Genomic DNA, 20,153 nt, shown 5'->3' with positions numbered 1-20,153 from the left:
GCGCTTTATGAAAAAGATCAAAACAGCTCCGCTTCTGCCCGAAGAGTTCGTCGTCGAGCAGATCAGCGATACCGAAGCGAATGTCATTGCCTATCCGTTCGAGACAGGCTATGCGGTTTCACTGGCGCACCCGCTGCGCCGGTTCCTGCTGAGCAGCTCGGTAGGCTATGCGCCGATCGCGATCAAGATCGAGGGCGCCAAGCACGAGTTCGACTCCGTGCGCGGTATGCTCGAAGATATTTCTGACTTCATCATCAACCTCAAAAGCATTCGTTTCAAACTGAAAAACGATGCCAAAGAGGCGACGATCGATTACAGCTTCGTCGGACCGTGCGAGATCAAAGGAAGCGACCTGATCAATGACGACGTTGACGTTGTCACACCGGACGCTTTCCTCGCGACGCTCAACGAAGATGCGACGCTGAACTTCTCGCTGAAGATCTTCCAGGGGATCGGTTACGTCCCGAGCGAAGATATCCGCGACGAAATCGAAGAGGGCTACATCGCCCTCGACGCGTTCTTTACGCCGGTCCGCAAAGCGACCTACGCGATCCAGAATGTCCTCGTCGAAGACAACCCGAACTTTGAGAAGGTTGTCCTGAACATCGTCACCGACGGTCAGATCAGCCCGCTGGATGCTTTCCGCAACGCCCTGAACGTCATGCATGCGCAGATGGCGGTCTTCAGCAGCGAGATCAGCATCCAGTCACCGGCAACGATCGAACGCGCCGAAGCGTCCGAAGAGATCGGCAAGCTGACGGCACCGATTGAAGAGCTCGGCCTCTCCGCACGCAGCTTCAACTGCCTGGATCGCGCCGACCTGAAGTACATCGGTGAAATCGTCCTGATGAGCCAGAATGACCTTAAAAACGTCAAGAACCTTGGCAAAAAATCGTATGACGAGATCGTTGAAAAGCTCGAAGAAGCCGGCTTCCAGGTCGGTCAGGAGATGAGCGATGAAACGATCAGCGTACTGAAAAAGAAAATTGAATCTGAATAAGGAACTGTCATGAGACATCGTCACGGATACCGCAAGCTCGGTCGTACGAGCGCACACCGCGCCGCCCTGCTGAAAAACATGAGCATTGCGTTGATCGAAAACGGAAAAATCGAAACGACGCTGCCGAAAGCGAAAGAGCTCCGCTCTTACGTTGAGAAGCTGATCACGACGGCACGCAAAGGTGACGCCAACGCGCACCGCGCCGTCTTCGCTTCCCTGCAGAGCAAAGAAGCGGTCAAAAAACTGATGAACGAAGTTGCACCGGAATACAAAGAGCGCAACGGCGGTTACACCCGCATCATCAAAACTCGTACACGCCGCGGCGACGCTTCGCCGATGGCTTTCATCGAGCTCGTATAATCTTCCCCTCCCGGGAAGAACCCTCCCACACATAAAGCATCCAAACTCCATTTGACTTCATAGATACCTGTCAGGCATGCCCTGTATTGCCTGTTCTGTAACAAAACGGTTTCAAAACATAGGCCAAATCTTCATGAACCCCTCATATAATCAGCGCATTTCTGAGAGCAGGAGAAACTATGCGATACGCAAAAGAGATCGCTGCAGCGGGAATGGCACTGCTATTGATCGGCTGCGGCGGGGGAAGCGGCAGCACGAACGAGGCGGATGCAGCAGCGGCGATCGCCGCCTCGGGTGTCGGGAACAGCGGTGATTACACACTGCTGGCGTGGAACGACCTGGGGATGCACTGTATGGACGGGAAGGATTTTTCCGTCTTTTCCATCCTGCCGCCCTATAACAACCTGAACGCCCAACTGATCCAAAAGGCGGGGACGTCGGGAAAACACGTCACAACCGGGGTTACGATCACCTACAGCGCCATCGCGTCGCTGGACGGCAAATACAATACGACCAGTCTCTATAACAGCCATAATCAAGCCAAAACCAATTTCTGGGATTTCGTCGGCGTACTGTTCAACGCCCATCCGGACCCCGATACAGGTCTGACGGGAAACCACACCCCGGAGCTGGCAGCACACAACCTCAGCTATAACGGTGCGATGCAGTGGTGGGAGGCGACGGGGTTGCCGCTGACACCCTACAATGACGACGGCAGCAAGAACTACTACCCGATGGTCAAGGTGGCGGCTAAAGATAGTACGGGCATTGTTTTGGCAACAACGACGGTCGTGCTGCCGGTCAGTGACGAGATGGATTGCCGGGCCTGTCACGGATCAGTGAGTGGCACATCGGCGGCGCGCCCCGTAGGGGGGTGGGAGTTCGACACCGATGCGGAGAAGGATTTCAAATGGAACATCCTGCGACTGCACGACGAGAAGTTCCCTACGGCAGTGTCGGAGCACCAGTCGGCATTGCAGGCGGCCGGTTACAAAGGGTATGACGACACCGGGCTCTATACGACGGCGAAAAACGGCAATCCCGTTCTTTGTGCCACCTGCCATAGCAGCAACGCCCTGCCGGGGACGGGGGTTGACGGTGTCAAACCGCTGACGGAGGTGATCCATGGTCTGCATGGAAGGGTCAAGGACCCGACCAACGGCATGACGCTGGACAGCTCGACAAACCGGGACGCCTGCTACCGCTGCCACCCGGGTGCGGCGACGAAGTGTCTGCGCGGCGCGATGGGCAAGCAGAGCAATATCCAGTGCCAGAGCTGTCACGGCAGCATGAGCGCCGTCGGAACACACGGCCGCAACGGCTGGCTCGAAGAGCCCAACTGCCAGGCCTGCCACCAGGACGGCAAGCGGTATGAGACGGCGGTGACGGATATGCAGACGGGGAGGCTGCGTGCGGCGCTCGATACCCGTTTTGCGACGAACCCGAACACGCCGGCGTCGGGGGTAAGCCTCTACCGCTTCAGCGCGGGCCACGGCGACATGCAGTGTTCGGCCTGCCACGGTTCGACCCACGCCATCTACCCGAGTGCGCATACGGAGGATAACATCCAGAGCCTCACGGTCCAGGGGCACGAGGGCACCATCGCCGAATGTACGGCCTGCCATGACACGATGCCCCGGACCGATGCCGGCGGTCCCCACGGCATGCATAATATCGGGCGCGAATGGATCATGCAGCACGGGCCGGTCGCCGACAGCAATGCGACGCAGTGCACGGCTTGCCACGGCAGCGATTACCGGGGAAGCTTCCTCTCCAGGGCTTTCTCCGAGCGGACGTTCGGATCGGATAAAGTCTATTACAAGGCAGGCGATGCGGTCGGTTGCTACGACTGCCATGATGGACCGACCGGAGGGTAGTACGCCCTGTCTGCTTTGCCTTTTCCCCGCTTTGCGCTACAATGAACCAGCAGCCTATCAAAGGAGCGCTTATGCGGTTTGGTAAGTTCTATGGCGAGTTTTCGCGGCTGGGCGAATACGGCGGCAGCCTTTTTCTGCTCGCTGCCCGTCTGGCGGTCGCAGTCGGTTTCACGGAGGCGGCCCACCTCAAATGGGAGGCGATCGAAGCGACGGCGGAGTGGTTCGGGGTACTGGGGTACCCGTTCCCGCTCTTTACGGCCTACCTCGTCTCCTCCGTCGAAGTGGCGGGTGTCGTCCTGCTGGCCTTGGGGCTGCTGACCCGCCTCATTGCCGTGCCGCTGATGATCATCATGGTGACGGCGATCCTGACGGTGCACCTTCCTAACGGTTTCGAGTGCAGCAAAAACGGGTTCGAGATCCCGCTCTATTATTTCATCTTCCTCGGTCTCTTTCTCAGCCATGGCCCTGGAAAATACAGCCTGGACCACCTGATTTTCAAAGGAAATTAGATGGATCAGCTTCTTGATTTCATCCACGGTGAATACTCCTTCCCCATCATGGCCTTCCTGTTGCAGGGCAGCGGTGCGGTGTTGCTGCTGCTGGCTCTGGTGACACTGGTCTATGACCGCTATATCCAGCGCGAAAACCAGCTGCTTATCAACTACCCCCTGGTCGGACGGCTGCGTTACGTTTTCTATGCCCTGCGCGATCCCATGCGGCAATATTTCGGGGATGAAAACTTTTTCGATTCCTTCGATAAGGTCAAATGGGTCTATAACGCGGCGGAGAACAAGGGGCTCGTCTCTTCCTTCTCACCGGGGCAGCCGCTGCACGGTACACGTCTGACGCTCAAAAATGCCAATGTGGTCCTGAACAAAGAGGAGGTGGAGGAACACTTCAACGTGACCTTCGGCAGCGGTGTTCGTTTCCCCTTTACCGCGGCGTCGGTGGTGGGGCGCTCGGCGATGAGCGACGGCGCCATCTCGCCGGAGGGGACGAAGGCGTTCGCCTGGGGAGCGTTTCTGGGCAATTTCCCTATCAATACGGGAGAGGGATCGCTGACGTCGAACTTTCTGATGACGCACCGTTTTGATCCGAAAAACTTCGGCTACATGGAGGCGGAGAGGGGAACGCTGTTTGCCCGCAGCGTCTACCGGATCATGCGCCTGCTCGTCAATCCGGCCATTGCCGAGCGGGTCTACCGCCATATGATCCTTGCGCCGAAGGAGGAAGAGACCTATCTTTTCGACCCCGTATCACTGAACTGTTACCGTATCGACTGGAAAGCACCGATGGAGGCGTTCCCCGAGACCGTGCCGGGGGACCTGCCCGATATTATTTTCCAGATGGGGAGCGGCCTGTACGGAGTGCGGGATGATGAGGGGGAATTCGATCCCGAACGGTACTGCAAGGTGATGCGTTTTTGCCGGATGACGGAGATCAAGCTCGCCCAGGGGGCGAAACAGACGGGAGGGAAGCTCCTGGCGGAAAAAGTGACCGATGCGATCGCCTACTACCGCGGGGTAGAGCCCTATAAAGACATCTTTAGCCCAAACCGTTTCCCCTATGCCCATACGCTCGAGGAGCTCTTCGATTTCGTCGGAGAACTCAAGCGGCTGTCTGAGAAACCGGTCGGGATCAAGATCGTATTGGCTTCGGCCGAGGCATTCGCAGCGTATGCGGCACTCATCGAGGTGCGGCTCGCGGCGGGCTCCGATGCCTATCCCGATTTTATTACCGTTGACGGCGCGGACGGGGGCAGCGGCGCCGCGCCGCTGGCAATGATGATGAGCGTCGGGATGACCCTGCACAAGGCGCTCTACGTCGTCGATCGGGACCTGAAACGGATCGGTGCCCGTGAGAAGGTGAAGATCATTGCCAGCGAAAAGGTGCTGACGCCGGATGACGCGACCCTGCTGCTGGCCCTCGGTGCGGACTATGTTGGCATTGCGCGGGCCTTTATGATGACGGCAGGCTGCATCCGCGCCCGGGAGTGTTCGGGGGCCAACGGGCGACACTGCCCGGTGGGGCTGGCGACCCAGGACCGGAAAAAGCGGGCCTCCTTCCTCATCGAGCAGAAGGCGCACCGGGTGGCCAATTACCACCGTCATATGCTCGAGGGGATCCGGGGGCTGATGGCCGTGATGGGCGTTCGAACGCGCGAAGAGCTCGACCATACACGGCTGAGCGTGAGAGACGGCGATGGCGGACGGAATCGGAACGTCGATGCCTATTTTGAGGCGGCCGTCACCGGATAGGCAGGAAAGGCTAAAGGGGGCTATGGCATGCTTCGGTTATGAAAAGCATGGGCATCGCCTCTCCCGTTATGGGGAGCGTCGGATGCCGCTAAGGGAGAAGAGATGGCGGAGATCGGTTTCGGCACCTACCGTGTCAGCGACGAAAACCCCGAACATATCGAGGCGCTGCGGATGGCGGTCACTTCGGGCGTCAGGGTCATCGACACCTCGACCAACTACATGGACGGCGGGGCGGAACGCGCGATCGCAAAGGCGCTGCGTTTTATGGAGGACGACGCGCGGGAGAAGGTGCAGATCGTCAGCAAATTCGGCTATATCCAGGGGAGTACGATGGCGCGGCTGGAAGCGGGGGAGCAGTTCGAGGAGGTCGTCGAATACGCCCCACACGTTTTTCACTGCATCCATCCCGGTTTCATGTGGGACCAGCTGGAGCGTTCGCTGGAACGGCTGCAGGCCGCCTCGCTGGAGTGCTATCTGATCCACAATCCGGAATATTTCCTGCTGGATGCCCTCAATAGAGGGCGGGAGCGTAGCGAAGTGCTCGATGAGATGAACGACCGTATCTACCGGGCCTTTGTCGCGCTTGAAAAAGCCGCGGCCACCGGAAAGATCGACGGTTACGGCGTCAGTTCGAACAGCTTCGCGAAGGCAGCGACAGACCCGGAGTTCCTCCCCTACGAGGATCTGGTAGCCCTGGCAATCCATGCCGCGGAAAGCGCGGGCAATACTCAGAACCACTTTACAACGGTGCAGCTGCCGGTCAACCTGCTGGAGACGGAGGGGCTTAAGTGCGCGGCATGGGCCAGGGAACACGGGCTTCGGGTATTGACGAACCGTCCCCTGAACGCCCAACACGGGCAGCAGATGTTCCGGCTGGCGGAGTATCCTCCGTCACCGACATACGAAGCGCATCTCAACGAACTGCTACAGCTCTGTGAACATGAGGCGCTGGCATCGTTGCGGAACCTGGTCCACCAGCTCGACGGGGTTAAACACCGATTCGGCTGGGTCGGCGAATACGAGTCGTTCCTCTATGGACAGGTGTTGCCGCACATCCGGCAGGTGCTTGAAAAACTCGGCGAGGCCGAACGCGGTGCATTGGCGCAGCAGCTGGTGCTCTTCCTGGACTCCTACGCCGCCGCCGTCGCCCATGAGTGCAGTCTGAAAGTGCGCGAGGCGGTCGGTGCGCAGCTGGAGGCGTGTGACCGTCCGCTGCAGGAGTGTGCGCTGGCGTTTTTGCTGGCGCGGCCGGAAATCGACGTCGTGTTGCTGGGGATGCGCAAACCGCGCTATGTCGCCCAGGCACTGGAGGCCTTTCCCGCAGGCTGAGGGATCGGCATCTCCTTGTTAACTTTATGACTTGTTAAGCGCATTTTTCCTATTTTATGATCATCAAAATGTCGACAGGTGTCGAAAAAAGGACAATCATATATGATTCCGTTTACAGATGAAGAACTGTACGATCCGGTAAAGAACGTCATCGAAAAGGTCCGCCCCTCTTTGGCGCTGGACGGCGGTGATATCAAACTGCTGGGCGTTAAGAACGGCGTCGTCTACGTACAGCTCGGCGGAGCCTGCGTCGGATGCGGCAGTTCGGGCAATACCCTAAAATACGGTGTCGAACGCCAGTTGCGCATGGATATCCATCCCGAGCTCTCTGTCGTCAATCTGCCGATGGGTATGGAAAACCAGATGGACGCCATGTGAGCGTCCGCCGAGAGATAATAAAAAATACGTTATAATAGATTATCTCTTAGAGAGAGAAATGCATACGATTTTTGAAAGAAGGAAGAGCATGAAACCAGTCAACAAATATAAAACGCTTGCCCTTGCTAACGAAAGTTTCAATCAGGAAAACTACGAGGAGGCGTTGCGTCAATACGCGCAGGTCCTCCAGGACTATCCGGAATCAAAAGAGGCCTTTAACGGCGCGATCCTTGCCGAGATGGCAATGAGCGGCGAAGAGGCGGCCGAAGCCCTGTTCGATTACTACGAGGTACTGCGTGAAGAGGACGCGGAGCAGGCCGACACGGTCATCTCCGAGATCCTGCAGACGATGGACGGGACGGTCGAACAGCTGACATCGCTTTTCACCGAACCGATGCGCCAGCGTCTGGATTACGAAGACGGTATCCTGTACGACGATTTCCGCCAGCTCGTCAAAGAGCAGGGCGATTTCAAAACGATTTTCGAGAACATCATGTTCTCCACACGGGTGCTTATCACCGAAAAAGAGGAGTTCATCGATTTCCTCAGCCAGCTCAACCGCCACGGATACCACAAAATGGCAATGAATTACATCGAGACCGCTCTCTCCATGTACCCCAACGACGATCAACTGCGCGCCCTGCTGCGCGACATTCTTAAGAGCCGCCCGGTTGAAGATAGCGCTTCCTGATCAACCGTTCCGTTTTGTAACGGAAAACTCCGCGGATTGCGACGCCGAAACGGCGTTCGTCCTTACCGGACTGAACCGCCGCTACCTTGACGATGCCAAGGCGCGCGGTGCCCACTCCATCATCTCGCCTTCCGATGTCGCCTCCCTTTTCGGCCTTGACCGTATCAAGGTGATCGGGATTACCGGCACCAACGGCAAGACGACGACGGCGAGCGCCATCTACTCCATCCTGCTGGACCTGGGCCACAAAGCGGCGATGCAGGGGACCCGCGGTTTTTTCATGAACGACACCGTCGTGGAGGGCAAAAGTCTGACGACACCGACGCTGCTGGAGACCTATCGCCACATCTACCAGGCCGTCGCGGCGGGATGCGAGTACTTCGTCATGGAAGTGAGCTCCCATGCGATTGTCCAGGCGCGGGCAGAGGGGATCGACTTCGCCCTGAAGATCCTCACCAATATCACCCAGGACCATCTCGACTACCATGAGACGCTCGAGGAGTACGTCCGCGTCAAGAACAGCTTTTTCGCCGACGAAGGGAAGAAACTGATCAACAAGGACGAGGCGAAAGCGGATTTCAACATCAAGAACACCTTTACCTACGGGGCCGAGAACCCGGCGACCTACAAAGTGGTGGCCTATTCGCTCAATGACGGCATCAGCGCCGTCGTGCAGCACTTCGGCAAGATCCACACCTTCCACAGCCCGATGCACGGCTTCTTCAACGTCTACAACCTCACCGCAGCCGTGGCGGCGGCCCATCTCGTCACCGGCGACGATCTCGAAGCGGTGTGCGACGCGGTCGGCGGTTTTGCCGGGGTGAGCGGGCGGATGGAAGTGGTGAGCGAATCTCCTTTGGTCATCGTCGATTTTGCCCACACCCCCGACGGTATGGCGCAGGTCCTCAATGCCCTCAAAGAGAAGGAGATGCTGGTCGTCTTCGGGGCGGGGGGCGACCGCGACCGCTCCAAACGTCCGCTGATGGGACGGGTGGCGGAGAACCTCGCCAAAAAGGTCTTTGTCACCAGCGACAACCCCCGCAGCGAGGATCCCGATGCGATCATTGCAGACATCCTGGGCGGCATGACCTATCCGGAGAAGGCCGTGGTCGAACCGAACCGCAAAGCGGCGATCGCCATGGCGCTGGAAACGCGCAGCGGTGACGAGGTCGTCGTCGTGCTCGGGAAGGGCGACGAACAGTACCAGATCATCTACGACAAGCAGTTCCCTTTCGACGACCGGGAGGTCATTCGTTCTCTGTTAAGTGAGGTTTGACTATCATTACGGTTAAAAAAGGCGGTAGGGTGAAACGGTTTATTGTCATTATGGCGCTGTGCCTCGGGGTGCTGCATGCCGAAGCAACGCTGCATGTCGGCCTCGGAGGGATTGCGGGGAGCGAAAATTTCCGTGTCAAGAACCCCGGAACGTCCGACCGTAAAACGTCGGCAACGCTGCAGGGTGCCCAGTTCAAACTCGGGTACGGAAGCATCAGCTCCTACGCGATCGAACTGGACCTGGGCTACGGCCGTTACGATAAGAACATTTTCTCCGAGCGCGACAGCGATTACGTCTATTTCGATATCAGCCTGATCAAGGCTTTCGATTTCGAGTGGGGCGTCTACCCCTTCTTCAAACTGGGGTTTGGCACCGGAGAGCTCGAGGTGCGCCGTACGGTGACGAAGTCGGTGAGTTCGGGCAGCTTCTTCGCCGGGCTGGGGGGCTACCTTCCCCTGGGGGCCGGGTTCGACCTTGAAGCCTCCGTGATCTACCGGGCGAAAAGCTGGGAGGACCTCGATATGATCAGCAACCAGACGGAGACGACGTCGTCGATCTTTGAGCCGTACATCGGCATCAACTACCGTTTTTAGGAGAGGGCATGTATAGAGGGATTCTTTTGGGGACGCTACTGCTGCTGTCGGGGTGCGGGGAGAACAGCAACACCCCGCTTGCCGGCGACATCGCTTCGCTTGCCGTGGAGGCGAATGCCACGACGTTCTATGCCACCCAGAAAGTGCAGATGAGCGCCGTAGCGTCCTATACGAACGGCGTACCGGACAGCAACGCGACAGAGTTCGTCGAGTGGAGCGAATCAAACAGCTCCATCGCCTTTTTCAGTACAACAGATGCGGCGAGCAGTCCGGGGCTGCTGAGCGGCGGCGAATTCGGCGGAGACGTGGAGATCACGGGCAGTTACAAGCAGTTCTTCGACACGGCCGTCGTCCATGTCCATGCTCTCACGTCGGTTACCCTCTCCATCGAGAATAACGATACAAACCTTTCGCAGGAACAGACGTTGCAACTCCAGGCGCTGGGAACTTTTGATGATAACACGACGCTGGATGTGACCGAGAGCATGACATGGATCCTGGGCAACGCCGGGGAGAGCAATGCGACCCTGGAGCAGAACGGTACCCTCTACACGGGGGATGCCAATGGCACCCTCGATATCAACGTGACGCGCTACGACGTCAACGCATCGCTGACGGTCTCCGTCACGCCGTAAGCAGCGCTATTGGCGTTGTCTTAAGCCTTCCCACTAACTTTTTCGCTAAATTCGGCCGGCTTGACCGTTGGCTATAATACGCGAGTTTTTTCAAATTCTATTCACAACGGAGAATACCATGGGTGTACCACAGCCGGCTTTCTATATTTTCAAATGTGAGCAATCCTCTCCCCCGGGAATGCCTAAACCGTCTTGCGTAAACCCGCAGACACAGGACCTTTTCCAGCATTTAGCACAGACTTTGATGCAAAAGGGTATAATTGCGACAGTACAACCGGTCCGTACGGCGTGTCTGAATCGCTGTAACGTCGGACCGGTCATGTTGGTCGAACCGGGACATTTCATGTACGCCGGCCTGAACAAAGACAAAATCACGCGCATTATCGATGAACACATCATCGGCGGAACGCCGGTCGAAGAGTACATCATTCCGGACGAACTGTGGGATGCCCCGATCTCGCCGGAAGCAATGCAGCAGCAGATGGGAAGATAAAACATACATGACGATCGAAATGCTTTACAGCAAAATTCACCGTGCCACCGTGACGGATGCGAACCTCAACTACGTCGGTTCCATCACGATTGACGAGGAACTCCTCGAAGCCTCCGCCATGCGGGTCGGCCAGAAAGTGGAGATCCTCAATATCAACAACGGTGAGCGTTTCTCAACCTACATTATCCTCGGTGAACGCGGCAAACGCGACATCTGCCTCAACGGGGCGGCGGCGCGCAAGGTGCACAAAGGGGATAAGGTCATCATCGTCGCCTATGCGACGTATGAAGAGCGTGAGTTGGAAACCTACAAGCCGACTGTCGTCCTCGTTGACGACGACAACGGCATCACGGATGTACTGCACGAGATCTGATGTTTGACAAAATGAACTTCGGCGAGATGGGCAAAATGCTCGAAGAAATGCAGGCGAAGGCCGCCGAATTCGAAGCGGAACTTGCCGAACGGACCTTCACCGTCAAAACGGGCGGGGGCATGGTACGGCTCGAGATGAACGGCAAGGGGGAAGCCGTCGACCTTGAGATCGACGATTCGCTGCTCGAGGACAAAGCCTCGCTGCAGATCCTGCTGATCGCGGCCATCAACGACGCGGTCAAGATGGTCGAAGACAATAAAAAACACTCCGCAATGGGGATGCTCGGCGGCATGAACCCCTTCGCCGGCAACTGACCCGGCATAACCTCCCTTTGTATAAAATCATGTTACCATTTCGCTATTAAACCGCACGGAAGACGTATGGAAGAGTTTGAACGCTTTTTACAGGACAATCTGCCCCGTGCGGAGAGTTTTCACCCCCACTATGACACCGCCCTCTCGCTGATGCTGACCGCCGGAGGCAAGCGCTTCCGCCCGGCGCTGCTGCTGGGGGTAGTACGCTCTTTCAACCCGCTGCTGATCGAGGCGGCCAACCATGCAGCGCTGGCCATCGAGATGCTGCACACCTATTCGCTGATCCACGACGACCTGCCGGCGATGGACGACGCGGACCTGCGCCGCGGCTTCCCGACCCTGCACACCCGCTACGACGAGGTGACGGCGATCCTGGTCGGCGACGCCCTCAACACCCATGCGTTCGAAGTGCTCTCCGAGGCGCCTTTTTCGGACCGGACACGGGTGAAACTGATCAACCTGCTCGCCAAGAACGGCGGCAGCGACGGGATGGTGCTCGGGCAGGCGATCGACTGCACCTTCGAGCATACGAAGCTCGCCCTTGACGAGGTGAAGTTCCTGCACACGAACAAAACGGCGAAGCTGATCGCGTGCGCCCTGCAGATGGGAGCGGTCATTGCCGGCCAGAAGGCCCTCGAAGCGCCGCTGTACGGTTTCGGGATCGACCTGGGGCTGCTCTTCCAGATCCAGGACGACATCCTCGACGTGACCCAGACAAGCGAAGAGGCGGGAAAAACGACGAACAACGACGAGGCGAAGAACAGCTTCGTGACCCTTCTGGGCCTCGACGGTGCCATGGCGGAGGCCGACAAACTGGCCGACGATCTGACCGAACGGCTTAAAAGTTTCGATGAGCGTTTGTATGACGAACTCTCACCGATGCTTTTGCATTACATCAATCGGCATAAGTGACATATGCAAAGTCAGCGCGGTTTATCTGCGCGAGGGCCCGCTGCCGAAGCGGACACAGCGTCAGCGTAGTTGCCGGGGCCGAGCTCCGGTGACGTGTAAAGTAGATAAACGTTGAGCTATATTAATCGACATAAATGAATTCAACAAGGATGACAATGAGCGACAATACGATGCGCGCCAAAATGGCGAATACGATCCGTTTCCTTGCGGCCGACATGGTCCAGAAGGCGAACTCCGGCCACCCGGGTGCCCCGATGGGTCTTGCGGACATCGCCGTCGTGCTTTCCGAGCACCTCAACCACAACCCCAAGAACCCGAAGTGGCTCAACCGCGACCGCCTCGTCTTCTCCGGCGGCCATGCGACGGGCCTGATCTATTCGCTCTACTACCTTTGGGGCTACGGGCTCGAGATCGAGGACCTCAAACAGTTCCGCCAGCTTGATTCCAAGACGCCGGGCCACCCTGAGTACGGTCACACCGAAGGGATCGAGATCACGACCGGCCCGCTGGGGCAGGGTGTCGCGAACGCCGTCGGTTTCGCGATGGCCTCCAAATACGTCGGCGCCCAGGTCAACTCCGAGACCGCCAAGGTGATCGACCACCACGTCTACTGCCTTTGCGGCGATGGGGACCTGGAAGAGGGGATCAGCTACGAGGCGTGTTCCATCGCCGGACACAACAAGCTCGACAACCTGATCCTGATCTACGACTCCAACCGTATCACGATCGAGGGTTCTACGGATCTGAGCCTCAGCGAAAACGTCGCCCAGCGCTTTGAATCGCAGGGGTGGGACGTTCTTGAAGTGGACGGCCACGACTACGAGGCGATCGATGCCGTCATCACCGAAGCGAAGACGCGCATGAAGCCTGTGCTCGTTATTGCCGATACGACGATCGCCAAAGGGGCGTGCGAGATGGAAGGCTCCCACCACTCCCACGGCGCACCACTGGGCGAGGAGATCATCTGCGAGGCGAAGACGAACTGCGGGTTTAACCCCAATGAAGCATTCCAGGTCGACGAAGATGTCCTGGCGCGTTTCCGCTGTGCCGTCGAAGCGGGCGACTTGGCCGAGCGCGAGTGGAAACACCGCCTTGCCACCCTGCCGCTCGTTGAGCAGAACGAAGCGCTGGGCGCCCTGAACAACCCTGACTTTACCCGTATCCAGTGGCCGGAATTCGACAAAGCCGACGCGACGCGCAGCACGAACGGGAAGATCCTCAACGCTGTCGCCAAGGCGATCCCCGGTTTCCTCGGCGGTTCGGCGGACCTCGGTCCGTCCAACAAAACCGAACTGAAAGATCTGGGCGAGTTCCCCCGCGGCAAGAACATCCACTTCGGTATCCGCGAACACGCGATGGGGGCGATCACGAATGCGATGGCGCTTTACGGCCCGCTGATGCCCTTTAGCGCGACCTTCTTCGTCTTCAGCGATTACATGAAGCCGGCGGCGCGTATCGCGGCGTTGAGCGGCATCCAGCATTTCTTTATCTGGACCCACGACAGCATCGGCGTCGGCGAAGACGGACCGACGCACCAGCCGATCGAACACCTGGGACAGTTCCGCGCGCTGCCGAACTTCTATGTCTGGCGTCCGGCGGACGGCAACGAGAACGTTGAGGCCTGGAAGTGGGCACTGGCAAAAACCGACGCGCCGTCCGCGTTTGTCTGTTCCCGCCAGAACCTCCCGCTGCTCGACGCTCCGGCAAAGGGGAGCGCGGCGCAGGGCGGTTACCTGCTGAGCGAGGAGGCCGATGCGACGATGACGCTGATGGCGTCAGGTTCGGAAGTCGGGCTGGCCGTCGAGGTCAAAGCGCAACTGGCGGCGAAGGGTGTCAAAGCCAATGTGGTCAGCGTCCCGTGTTTCGACCTCTTCCTCGAACAGGATGCTGCCTATATCGACGGCATCATCAAGCCGGGAACGAAGACCGTCGCCATCGAAGCGGCCCGGGGCATGGAGTGGTACCGCTTCGCCGACACGGTGATCGGCATGGACTCTTTCGGCGCCAGCGCACCGGCCGGCGAACTTTTCAAGAAGTTCGGCTTTACTGCAGACGCTGTCACCGCGCAGCTCTCATAACTTCCGGCGCCTGCGGGCGCTTTACCCCCCTTTTTAACATTTCGTCCTATAATAACCCCTATTATCACGTGGGAAGGGACGCATGCTCCGTACAATCTTCATCGCATTGCTGCTGTCGCTGCATGCCGTTGCAGGCGGTATCGTCCTAGATGCCTCGCAAAGCGGCGCGATCAATATTGTCCCCCACAGCACGTACCTGATCGAAACCAACACCTCGTTTCCGCCCGCAATGATTCTGGAACAGACGGCGCGGTTCCAACCGGCAGAGAGCGCCATCTACAACTTTGGTTTTGTCGAGAAGCCCATCTGGATACAGTTCGCGCTCACCCGTCCCGTGGGGGACCAAACCGAGTGGATCCTCAGCATCGGGAACTCCCACATTGACGAATATACTCTCTACCGCATTGATACGGACGGCTTGACGCGGCTGAGCCGAGACGGCGATACGGTGAATGCGCCGCGCGCCTATGCCAGCCGTATGTTCTGGGAAAAACTGCCCCTGACGGAGGGAACGACCTCCTATCTTCTTCAGGTCAAAACTCAGGGGGCCCTGCAGATTCCCCTGACGGTTGAGCAGCTTTCGGGAGCGTATCGGGACGAGTCCTTTTCCAACCTGCTTTTCGGACTCTTTTACGGGGTCATGCTGCTGCTGCTCGTTTACAACATGGTGCTGTACATCTTCGTCCGCGAGATCCACTATTTCAACTACCTCGCCTTTTTGGCCAGCTACATGCTCTTCCAGCTCAATTTCGACGGATTGGGGCCGGAGTGGTTCTGGCCGGGCAATGTCTGGATGGCGAACAGCGGCCTGGCCTTTTTCATCTTTTTCTCGGCGATGTTCGGGTTCCGATTTGCCCGCTACTTTCTGGTACTGAAACGTTATGCCCCGCAGGCGGAACGCATCATCGCGTTTGCGGAGTTCCTCTCCTTCCTTGGGGTGCTCTCCGTATTGCTGCTTGATTACCACACGGCGGTCACGGCGGCGGCGGTGTGGAGTGCGATCATCCCCTGGGTATTGATCTACGCCGGGATCAAAGTACTGCCCAACTACCACGCCGCCCGCTACTACCTCGCCGGCTGGATCGTGTTTCTGCTGGCGACCATTCTCGTCGCGCTGAACCAGCTCGGCGTGGTGCCGACGCACCCGGTGATGCTCTATACGCAGCAGGCCGGTTCGCTGATCCAGATGATCTTGCTCTCCTTCGCCCTGGCGGACCGCATCAATATGATGAAACATGAGCACCTGGCGAAACTGCGGGAGTTCAACGAACAGCTCCAGGCGAAGATCGCCCTCAAGGTCGATGAACTCCGCGAGAAGGACCGGATCATGATCCTGCAGTCGCGGCAGGCAGCCATGGGGGAGATGATCGAGAATATCGCCCACCAGTGGCGGCAGCCCCTCAACCAGCTCTCCCTGATCCAGAGCAATATCTTCTTTGAATATCAGCTGGGGAACCTCAACGAGAAGAAGATGCAGACCTACCAGGAGCAGTCGGAAACGCTGATGGAGTACATGACGCATACGATTGACGATTTTCGCACTTTCTTCATGCCCAACCGGGCGCGGGAAAATTTCTGTATCTGCGGGGCCATCGAAAAGGTGCTGGAGCTCTTCAGACCGACACTGAACCGCTACAATATCGGCATCGATCTCAAATGCGACGGACGGCCGGGGGCATTGGGGCATGAGAACGAATTTTCCCAGGTGATGCTCAATCTTCTGAACAATGCGAAAGACGCCATGCTCGAACACGGGACGAAAAAGCCGCAGGTCACCATCCGGGTACAGACAGGCGGGACGATGATCATGGTGGCCGTCTGTGACAACGGCGGCGGGGTGGCCGACGACATCATCGACCGGGTCTTCGACCCCTATTTCACGACAAAATTCAAGTCCCAGGGAACGGGGATAGGGCTCTACATGGTCAAGACGATTATGGAGAAGAGCATGAACGGGGGCGTCAGCGTCCAGAACCGTGGTGCCGGCGCCTGCTTTATACTCGAACTGCCACAAAAGGAGCATGATGCGAAATGAGACACTGCTTCAGTTTTTGAAGCGCGAATCCGCGATCGGCGTGCTGCTGATCGTTTCGACGGTGATGGCGCTGGCGATGGCCAACTCCCCGCTGCACAGTTTTTACAGCTATTTCCTCAGTATCCCCGTCGTGATCAGTTTCGACGAATTCGCGATCGCCAAGCCGCTGCTGCTCTGGATCAACGACGGCCTGATGGCGGTCTTCTTTTTCATGGTGGGCCTCGAGATCAAGCGCGAAGTGCTGGAGGGGAGTCTGCAGGAACGTTCCAAGGTCGCGCTGCCGGCCTTCGCCGCCATCGGGGGGATGCTTGTCCCGGCCCTGATCTACGGCATGTTGAATGCCGGAGACGAAGGGGCGATGAAAGGGTGGGCGATTCCGATGGCGACGGACATCGCGTTCGCACTGGGCATTTTGTCACTGCTGGGCAGCCGGGTACCGCCGGCGCTGAAGGTCTTTCTGCTGGCCCTGGCGATCATCGACGACCTTGGGGCCATTATCGTGATCGCTCTCTTTTACGGGCACGGTCTCTCCCTGGCCGCACTCGGCACGGCGATGACGATGGCGCTGATCCTGCTGTTTATGAACCTGCGCGGTGTGACGAACAATACGTTTTACATTCTGATCGGGCTGATCATGTGGGCCGCCGTGCTGAAATCGGGGGTGCACGCCACCATCGCGGGGGTCGTTCTGGGGCTGCTGATCCCCCTGCGCGGCAACCGGGAGAGCTTCCACGACCTGGAGCACTCCCTGCATGCGCCAGTCAATTACATCATCCTCCCCCTTTTCGCGTTCGTCAACACGGGGGTCAGCTTCGGCAGCGTTTCCGCAAGCGACTTCATGCACTCCGTCACCGTCGGCATCGCGGCGGGGCTCTTTTTCGGCAAAAGCATCGGTATCTTTCTCTTCAGCCGGCTGGCCGTGGCGCTGCGGCTTGGCCAACTCCCCGAGGGGGTGACGAACGCGCAGCTTTTCGGGGTCGCCATTCTCGGCGGGATCGGTTTCACGATGAGTCTTTTTATCGGTTCGCTGGCCTTTGAATGCAGCGAAGGGATCTGTTTCTCGCTGGTTGACGAGCGGATCGGGATTTTGATGGGGTCGCTGGTTTCGGGCGTCGTGGGGGCGCTTTACCTTTCGGCGGTTTTGAAAAAGACGAAACAGGAGGAGACGCCGGAGGGCTGAAGCGATTACGCCTCCGGTGCACTCACCAGGGAAACGGCGCTGCCGCTCCGCCAGACGAAGCGTGTCGGGATAAAGCGTACCTCGGCCTCTTGGGCGACGGCACTGCAGGCTTCGTCAAGCATGATAAAGCCGTTCGAGAGGGCCAGCGGCGTGATCATCCCCGGCGCGAACTTCTCGCAGACGGTGAAGTGGTTTCCGTCATAATAGCCCGGCAGCAGCGTCCGGCGGCCCGGGCGGACGTTGTAGGCGTGTTTCATCCTGGCCGTGATGCTGTTGTGGAAGGGGGTGTTTGTCCCGCTGAGCGAGGCAATCAGGGCCTGTCCGAACAGTTCAAAACAGAGGGCGGCCGCCATCGGGTTGCCCGGCAGGTTGAGCACCAGCGTGTCGCCGATGGTACCGACCGTCGTCGGTTTCCCCGGCTTGAGGTCGACCTTTTCAAAAAGCGGCGTGAAGCTGAAGTGGGCAAAAGCCTCCTTGGTGTAGTCCGCGTCCCCGACACTGACGCCGCCGCTGGTAATGATGAGGTCGCTCTGCAAAGCACTGTCGATATGTTCGAGCAGGGCGTCGAGCGTATCGGCCGCCGTCCCGACGAAATGGACGTCGCACTCCAGCTCCGCCGCCCGGGCCGCAAAGGTCGGGGAGTTGGTGTTGTAGAGCTGGTAGGGGGCGACCTGCTCGTGGTGCATCTTCAGTTCGCTCCCCGAGGCGAAAATGGCGACCCTCGGACGGTGGTAGACGCAGACGTGGGTGATCCCCTGGGACGCAAGCAGGGTAATGTGGTAGGCCGAGAGGGTATCGCCCGATGTCAGCAGCGTGTCGTCGGTCTGGATATCCTCGCCGCAGAGCCGGATGTGCTGGCCCGCTCTCAAAGGAGAGGGGAGGGCGACATGGTCACCTTCCACGGTGACCTCCTCGATGGGGACGATGCACTCGGTCCCTTCAGGGATACGCGCCCCGGTCATAATCCGTGCGGCCTGACCCTCCGCGATACGGATCTGCTCCCGGTCTCCCGCAAAGATCGTATGCTCGGCGAGCACACGTTTGCCCGCATCGGAGCAGATGACGGCGTACCCGTCCATCGCGGAGTTGTCGAAGGGGGGAAGGTTGTAGCGGGCCGTGATGTCCTGGGCCAGCACCCGACCGATGGCCTCCTCGATGGGAATGAATTCGCGGCGCAGCTTCGGGCGGTGAGCGTGAATGCGCGCGAGGGCTTCTTCGACGGTAACGGGCATGGATAGACTCTTTTTTGGTTCGATTATAGATAAAGTGGGGTAAAATCCGGATTATGGAAACAATGTACAGCATGAGTCTGCAGCTGCATTTCGGCTTTGTCCTGGTGTGGCTCGGCATAATCGTCTTCAACGCCGCCATGCTCCAGTTCGCGGTGCAGGCCCCCGATTACGTCCGGCGTGCACGGATCGTCATGCCTTTTTCGGTGATGGCGATCGCGGCGATGGCGTTCACCGGTGTCGTCATGATGGCGGCAAAGCACCTCTCGTTCAGCCTTGAGAATATCGCAATGATCATGATCACCGTCGTGCTGATCGTGCTCGAAGCACGCCGTTACAAAACCGTCCGGCGGCTGCGGACGAAACTGCCCGAGGCGCTCTTACTCTACCGCCCATTCGCCCTGAAGCTGCTGGGGGCGGAGTTCGTCCTGACGATGCTGATGACGCTCTGGATGTCCCTTCTGTGAGATTCCTCTTCCACGACGAGGCGGGGGCGAGGCAGCTCACCCTCAAGGGGGAGGCCTACAAATACATTGTAAAAGTCAGACGCCACGGCGTCGGCGACAGCGTCGCCCTGCGCCACCCCGAAAAGAGCGGGATACTGTACACCTACCGTCTCGAACACAGCGACGGCCGGCGGGCGGAGCTGCTGCTGGTCTCGGAAGAATCCCGCGTGATTGCGGCGGCGCGCCCGCTGCATATCGGATGGTGCATTATCGACCCGAAATCCGTCGAGAAGGTGTTGCCGCAGCTCAACGAGATGGGGGTAGGGAAGATTTCCTTCATTGCCTGCGACCGCAGCCAGCGGCAGTTCCGGCCCGATTTCGAGCGCTTCAACCGCATTCTTGAGGCCTCCATGCAGCAGTGCGGACGCAGCGAGTGGATGGCGTTGGAGACGGCGGATTCGCTCGAAAGTTTCATGGCGGCGAACCCCCAGACTGTCGTCATGGATTTCACCGAAGAGAAGCTGGGGGATACGGCGGGCATCGATACGGTGCTGATCGGCTGCGAAGGGGGCTTCAGCGAGGCGGAACGGGCCCTGCTGGCGTCATGCCGAACGCTTCGTTTCGATACGCCGCTCATCCTCCGCTCCGAGAGCGCCGCCATCGCCGTGGCGGCCAAGGTCCTGCTTTAAGGGGGGA

21 protein-coding genes are annotated in these 20,153 nt (G+C 58.6%); 20 read left to right on the top strand and 1 reads right to left on the bottom strand.

Annotated elements, in window-relative coordinates; translation table 11 throughout:
• Positions 1-7: 7 nt before the first annotated feature.
• From ACM66T_RS12240 to nhaA, 18 genes are all read left to right on the top strand, one after another.
• Positions 8-1,000, top strand: coding sequence for a DNA-directed RNA polymerase subunit alpha (locus ACM66T_RS12240; protein ID WP_231019310.1), 993 nt, complete (start codon positions 8-10; stop codon positions 998-1,000).
• Positions 1,001-1,009: 9 nt separating this feature from the next.
• Positions 1,010-1,360, top strand: coding sequence for a 50S ribosomal protein L17 (gene rplQ, locus ACM66T_RS12235; RefSeq protein WP_416768616.1), 351 nt, complete (start codon positions 1,010-1,012; stop codon positions 1,358-1,360).
• 179 nt (positions 1,361-1,539) lie between these two features.
• A complete protein-coding gene (locus tag ACM66T_RS12230; protein WP_231019308.1) occupies positions 1,540-3,237 on the top strand; it encodes a hypothetical protein in 1,698 nt (565 codons plus the stop codon).
• A gap of 71 nt (positions 3,238-3,308) precedes the next feature.
• Entirely contained in the window at positions 3,309-3,746 is a 438-nt protein-coding gene (locus ACM66T_RS12225) for a DoxX family protein (protein WP_231019307.1), read from the top strand.
• Positions 3,747-5,495: a glutamate synthase-related protein gene (locus tag ACM66T_RS12220; RefSeq protein ID WP_416768615.1), complete on the top strand. Its 1,749-nt coding sequence runs from the start codon at positions 3,747-3,749 to the stop codon at positions 5,493-5,495. It begins immediately after the preceding gene.
• Positions 5,496-5,597: 102 nt separating this feature from the next.
• The gene (locus tag ACM66T_RS12215) at positions 5,598-6,824 is read left to right on the top strand and encodes an aldo/keto reductase (RefSeq protein ID WP_416768614.1); all 1,227 of its coding nucleotides are present in this window, start codon (positions 5,598-5,600) and stop codon (positions 6,822-6,824) included.
• A gap of 102 nt (positions 6,825-6,926) precedes the next feature.
• On the top strand, positions 6,927-7,202 hold the full coding sequence (locus ACM66T_RS12210; RefSeq protein ID WP_231019303.1) for a NifU family protein: 276 nt from the start codon (positions 6,927-6,929) through the stop codon (positions 7,200-7,202).
• Between the two features lie 88 nt (positions 7,203-7,290).
• The gene (locus ACM66T_RS12205; RefSeq protein ID WP_416768613.1) at positions 7,291-7,893 is read left to right on the top strand and encodes a hypothetical protein; all 603 of its coding nucleotides are present in this window, start codon (positions 7,291-7,293) and stop codon (positions 7,891-7,893) included.
• Positions 7,874-9,169: a UDP-N-acetylmuramoyl-L-alanyl-D-glutamate--2,6-diaminopimelate ligase gene (locus ACM66T_RS12200; protein WP_416768612.1), complete on the top strand. Its 1,296-nt coding sequence runs from the start codon at positions 7,874-7,876 to the stop codon at positions 9,167-9,169. Before ACM66T_RS12205 ends, ACM66T_RS12200 begins: the two co-directional genes overlap by 20 nt.
• A gap of 29 nt (positions 9,170-9,198) precedes the next feature.
• A complete protein-coding gene (locus ACM66T_RS12195) occupies positions 9,199-9,762 on the top strand; it encodes an outer membrane beta-barrel protein (RefSeq protein ID WP_231019300.1) in 564 nt (187 codons plus the stop codon).
• A gap of 8 nt (positions 9,763-9,770) precedes the next feature.
• Positions 9,771-10,397, top strand: coding sequence for an Ig-like domain-containing protein (locus ACM66T_RS12190; protein WP_231019299.1), 627 nt, complete (start codon positions 9,771-9,773; stop codon positions 10,395-10,397).
• Between the two features lie 118 nt (positions 10,398-10,515).
• Positions 10,516-10,890, top strand: a complete 375-nt coding sequence (locus ACM66T_RS12185) for a (2Fe-2S) ferredoxin domain-containing protein (RefSeq protein WP_416768611.1) — start codon at positions 10,516-10,518, stop codon at positions 10,888-10,890.
• A 7-nt stretch (positions 10,891-10,897) separates the two neighbouring features.
• Complete coding sequence (gene panD, locus ACM66T_RS12180) at positions 10,898-11,263, top strand: aspartate 1-decarboxylase (protein WP_231019297.1); 366 nt, start codon at positions 10,898-10,900, stop codon at positions 11,261-11,263.
• Entirely contained in the window at positions 11,263-11,577 is a 315-nt protein-coding gene (locus ACM66T_RS12175) for a YbaB/EbfC family nucleoid-associated protein (protein WP_231019296.1), read from the top strand. The genes panD and ACM66T_RS12175 overlap by 1 nt, the downstream gene beginning before the upstream one ends.
• Before the next feature lie 66 nt (positions 11,578-11,643).
• Positions 11,644-12,489, top strand: a complete 846-nt coding sequence (locus ACM66T_RS12170) for a polyprenyl synthetase family protein (RefSeq protein WP_231019294.1) — start codon at positions 11,644-11,646, stop codon at positions 12,487-12,489.
• A 155-nt stretch (positions 12,490-12,644) separates the two neighbouring features.
• Positions 12,645-14,567 carry a transketolase gene (gene tkt / locus ACM66T_RS12165; RefSeq protein WP_231019291.1) on the top strand — a complete coding sequence of 641 codons (1,923 nt, stop codon included), beginning with the start codon at positions 12,645-12,647 and terminating at the stop codon, positions 14,565-14,567.
• A gap of 82 nt (positions 14,568-14,649) precedes the next feature.
• Positions 14,650-16,602 (top strand): sensor histidine kinase, encoded by a 1,953-nt coding sequence (locus ACM66T_RS12160; RefSeq protein WP_231019290.1) that lies wholly within the window; start codon positions 14,650-14,652, stop codon positions 16,600-16,602.
• On the top strand, positions 16,592-17,782 hold the full coding sequence (nhaA, locus tag ACM66T_RS12155; protein WP_231019289.1) for a Na+/H+ antiporter NhaA: 1,191 nt from the start codon (positions 16,592-16,594) through the stop codon (positions 17,780-17,782). The genes ACM66T_RS12160 and nhaA overlap by 11 nt, the downstream gene beginning before the upstream one ends.
• A 5-nt stretch (positions 17,783-17,787) precedes the next feature.
• Here nhaA and glp read toward each other — a convergent pair whose 3' ends face one another.
• Positions 17,788-19,014 carry a gephyrin-like molybdotransferase Glp gene (gene glp / locus ACM66T_RS12150; protein WP_231019288.1) on the bottom strand — a complete coding sequence of 409 codons (1,227 nt, stop codon included), beginning with the start codon at positions 19,012-19,014 and terminating at the stop codon, positions 17,788-17,790.
• Between the two features lie 53 nt (positions 19,015-19,067).
• On the opposite strand from glp, the gene ACM66T_RS12145 reads away from it, so the two are divergent.
• Together ACM66T_RS12145 and ACM66T_RS12140 are read left to right on the top strand one after the other, a co-directional pair.
• Positions 19,068-19,478, top strand: coding sequence for a hypothetical protein (locus tag ACM66T_RS12145; RefSeq protein WP_231019287.1), 411 nt, complete (start codon positions 19,068-19,070; stop codon positions 19,476-19,478).
• Positions 19,475-20,146, top strand: coding sequence for a 16S rRNA (uracil(1498)-N(3))-methyltransferase (locus ACM66T_RS12140; RefSeq protein WP_231019286.1), 672 nt, complete (start codon positions 19,475-19,477; stop codon positions 20,144-20,146). The genes ACM66T_RS12145 and ACM66T_RS12140 overlap by 4 nt, the downstream gene beginning before the upstream one ends.
• Positions 20,147-20,153 lie beyond the last annotated feature (7 nt).

The organism is Sulfurimonas sp. ST-25, from assembly GCF_048079205.1.
GTDB lineage: Bacteria > Campylobacterota > Campylobacteria > Campylobacterales > Sulfurimonadaceae > Thiomicrolovo > Thiomicrolovo sulfuroxydans.
The sequence above is the reverse complement of the archived record's forward strand: the minus strand, read 5'-3'. Positions and strand labels throughout refer to the sequence as shown.

Bases quoted from the DNA above. Each gene is read 5' to 3' on its own strand.
- ACM66T_RS12170 (WP_231019294.1), top strand. From the start codon at position 11,644: ATGGAAGAGTTTGAACGCTTTTTACAGGACAATCTGCCCCGTGCGGAG.
- ACM66T_RS12175 (WP_231019296.1), top strand. From the start codon at position 11,263: ATGTTTGACAAAATGAACTTCGGCGAGATGGGCAAAATGCTCGAAGAA.
- ACM66T_RS12190 (WP_231019299.1), top strand. From the start codon at position 9,771: ATGTATAGAGGGATTCTTTTGGGGACGCTACTGCTGCTGTCGGGGTGC.
- ACM66T_RS12225 (WP_231019307.1), top strand. From the start codon at position 3,309: ATGCGGTTTGGTAAGTTCTATGGCGAGTTTTCGCGGCTGGGCGAATAC.
- ACM66T_RS12210 (WP_231019303.1), top strand. From the start codon at position 6,927: ATGATTCCGTTTACAGATGAAGAACTGTACGATCCGGTAAAGAACGTC.
- ACM66T_RS12145 (WP_231019287.1), top strand. From the start codon at position 19,068: ATGGAAACAATGTACAGCATGAGTCTGCAGCTGCATTTCGGCTTTGTC.
- tkt (WP_231019291.1), top strand. From the start codon at position 12,645: ATGAGCGACAATACGATGCGCGCCAAAATGGCGAATACGATCCGTTTC.
- rplQ (WP_416768616.1), top strand. From the start codon at position 1,010: ATGAGACATCGTCACGGATACCGCAAGCTCGGTCGTACGAGCGCACAC.
- ACM66T_RS12160 (WP_231019290.1), top strand. From the start codon at position 14,650: ATGCTCCGTACAATCTTCATCGCATTGCTGCTGTCGCTGCATGCCGTT.
- ACM66T_RS12230 (WP_231019308.1), top strand. From the start codon at position 1,540: ATGCGATACGCAAAAGAGATCGCTGCAGCGGGAATGGCACTGCTATTG.
- ACM66T_RS12205 (WP_416768613.1), top strand. From the start codon at position 7,291: ATGAAACCAGTCAACAAATATAAAACGCTTGCCCTTGCTAACGAAAGT.
- nhaA (WP_231019289.1), top strand. From the start codon at position 16,592: ATGCGAAATGAGACACTGCTTCAGTTTTTGAAGCGCGAATCCGCGATC.
- glp (WP_231019288.1), bottom strand. From the start codon at position 19,014: ATGCCCGTTACCGTCGAAGAAGCCCTCGCGCGCATTCACGCTCACCGC.
- panD (WP_231019297.1), top strand. From the start codon at position 10,898: ATGACGATCGAAATGCTTTACAGCAAAATTCACCGTGCCACCGTGACG.
- ACM66T_RS12240 (WP_231019310.1), top strand. From the start codon at position 8: ATGAAAAAGATCAAAACAGCTCCGCTTCTGCCCGAAGAGTTCGTCGTC.
- ACM66T_RS12220 (WP_416768615.1), top strand. From the start codon at position 3,747: ATGGATCAGCTTCTTGATTTCATCCACGGTGAATACTCCTTCCCCATC.
- ACM66T_RS12185 (WP_416768611.1), top strand. From the start codon at position 10,516: ATGGGTGTACCACAGCCGGCTTTCTATATTTTCAAATGTGAGCAATCC.
- ACM66T_RS12215 (WP_416768614.1), top strand. From the start codon at position 5,598: ATGGCGGAGATCGGTTTCGGCACCTACCGTGTCAGCGACGAAAACCCC.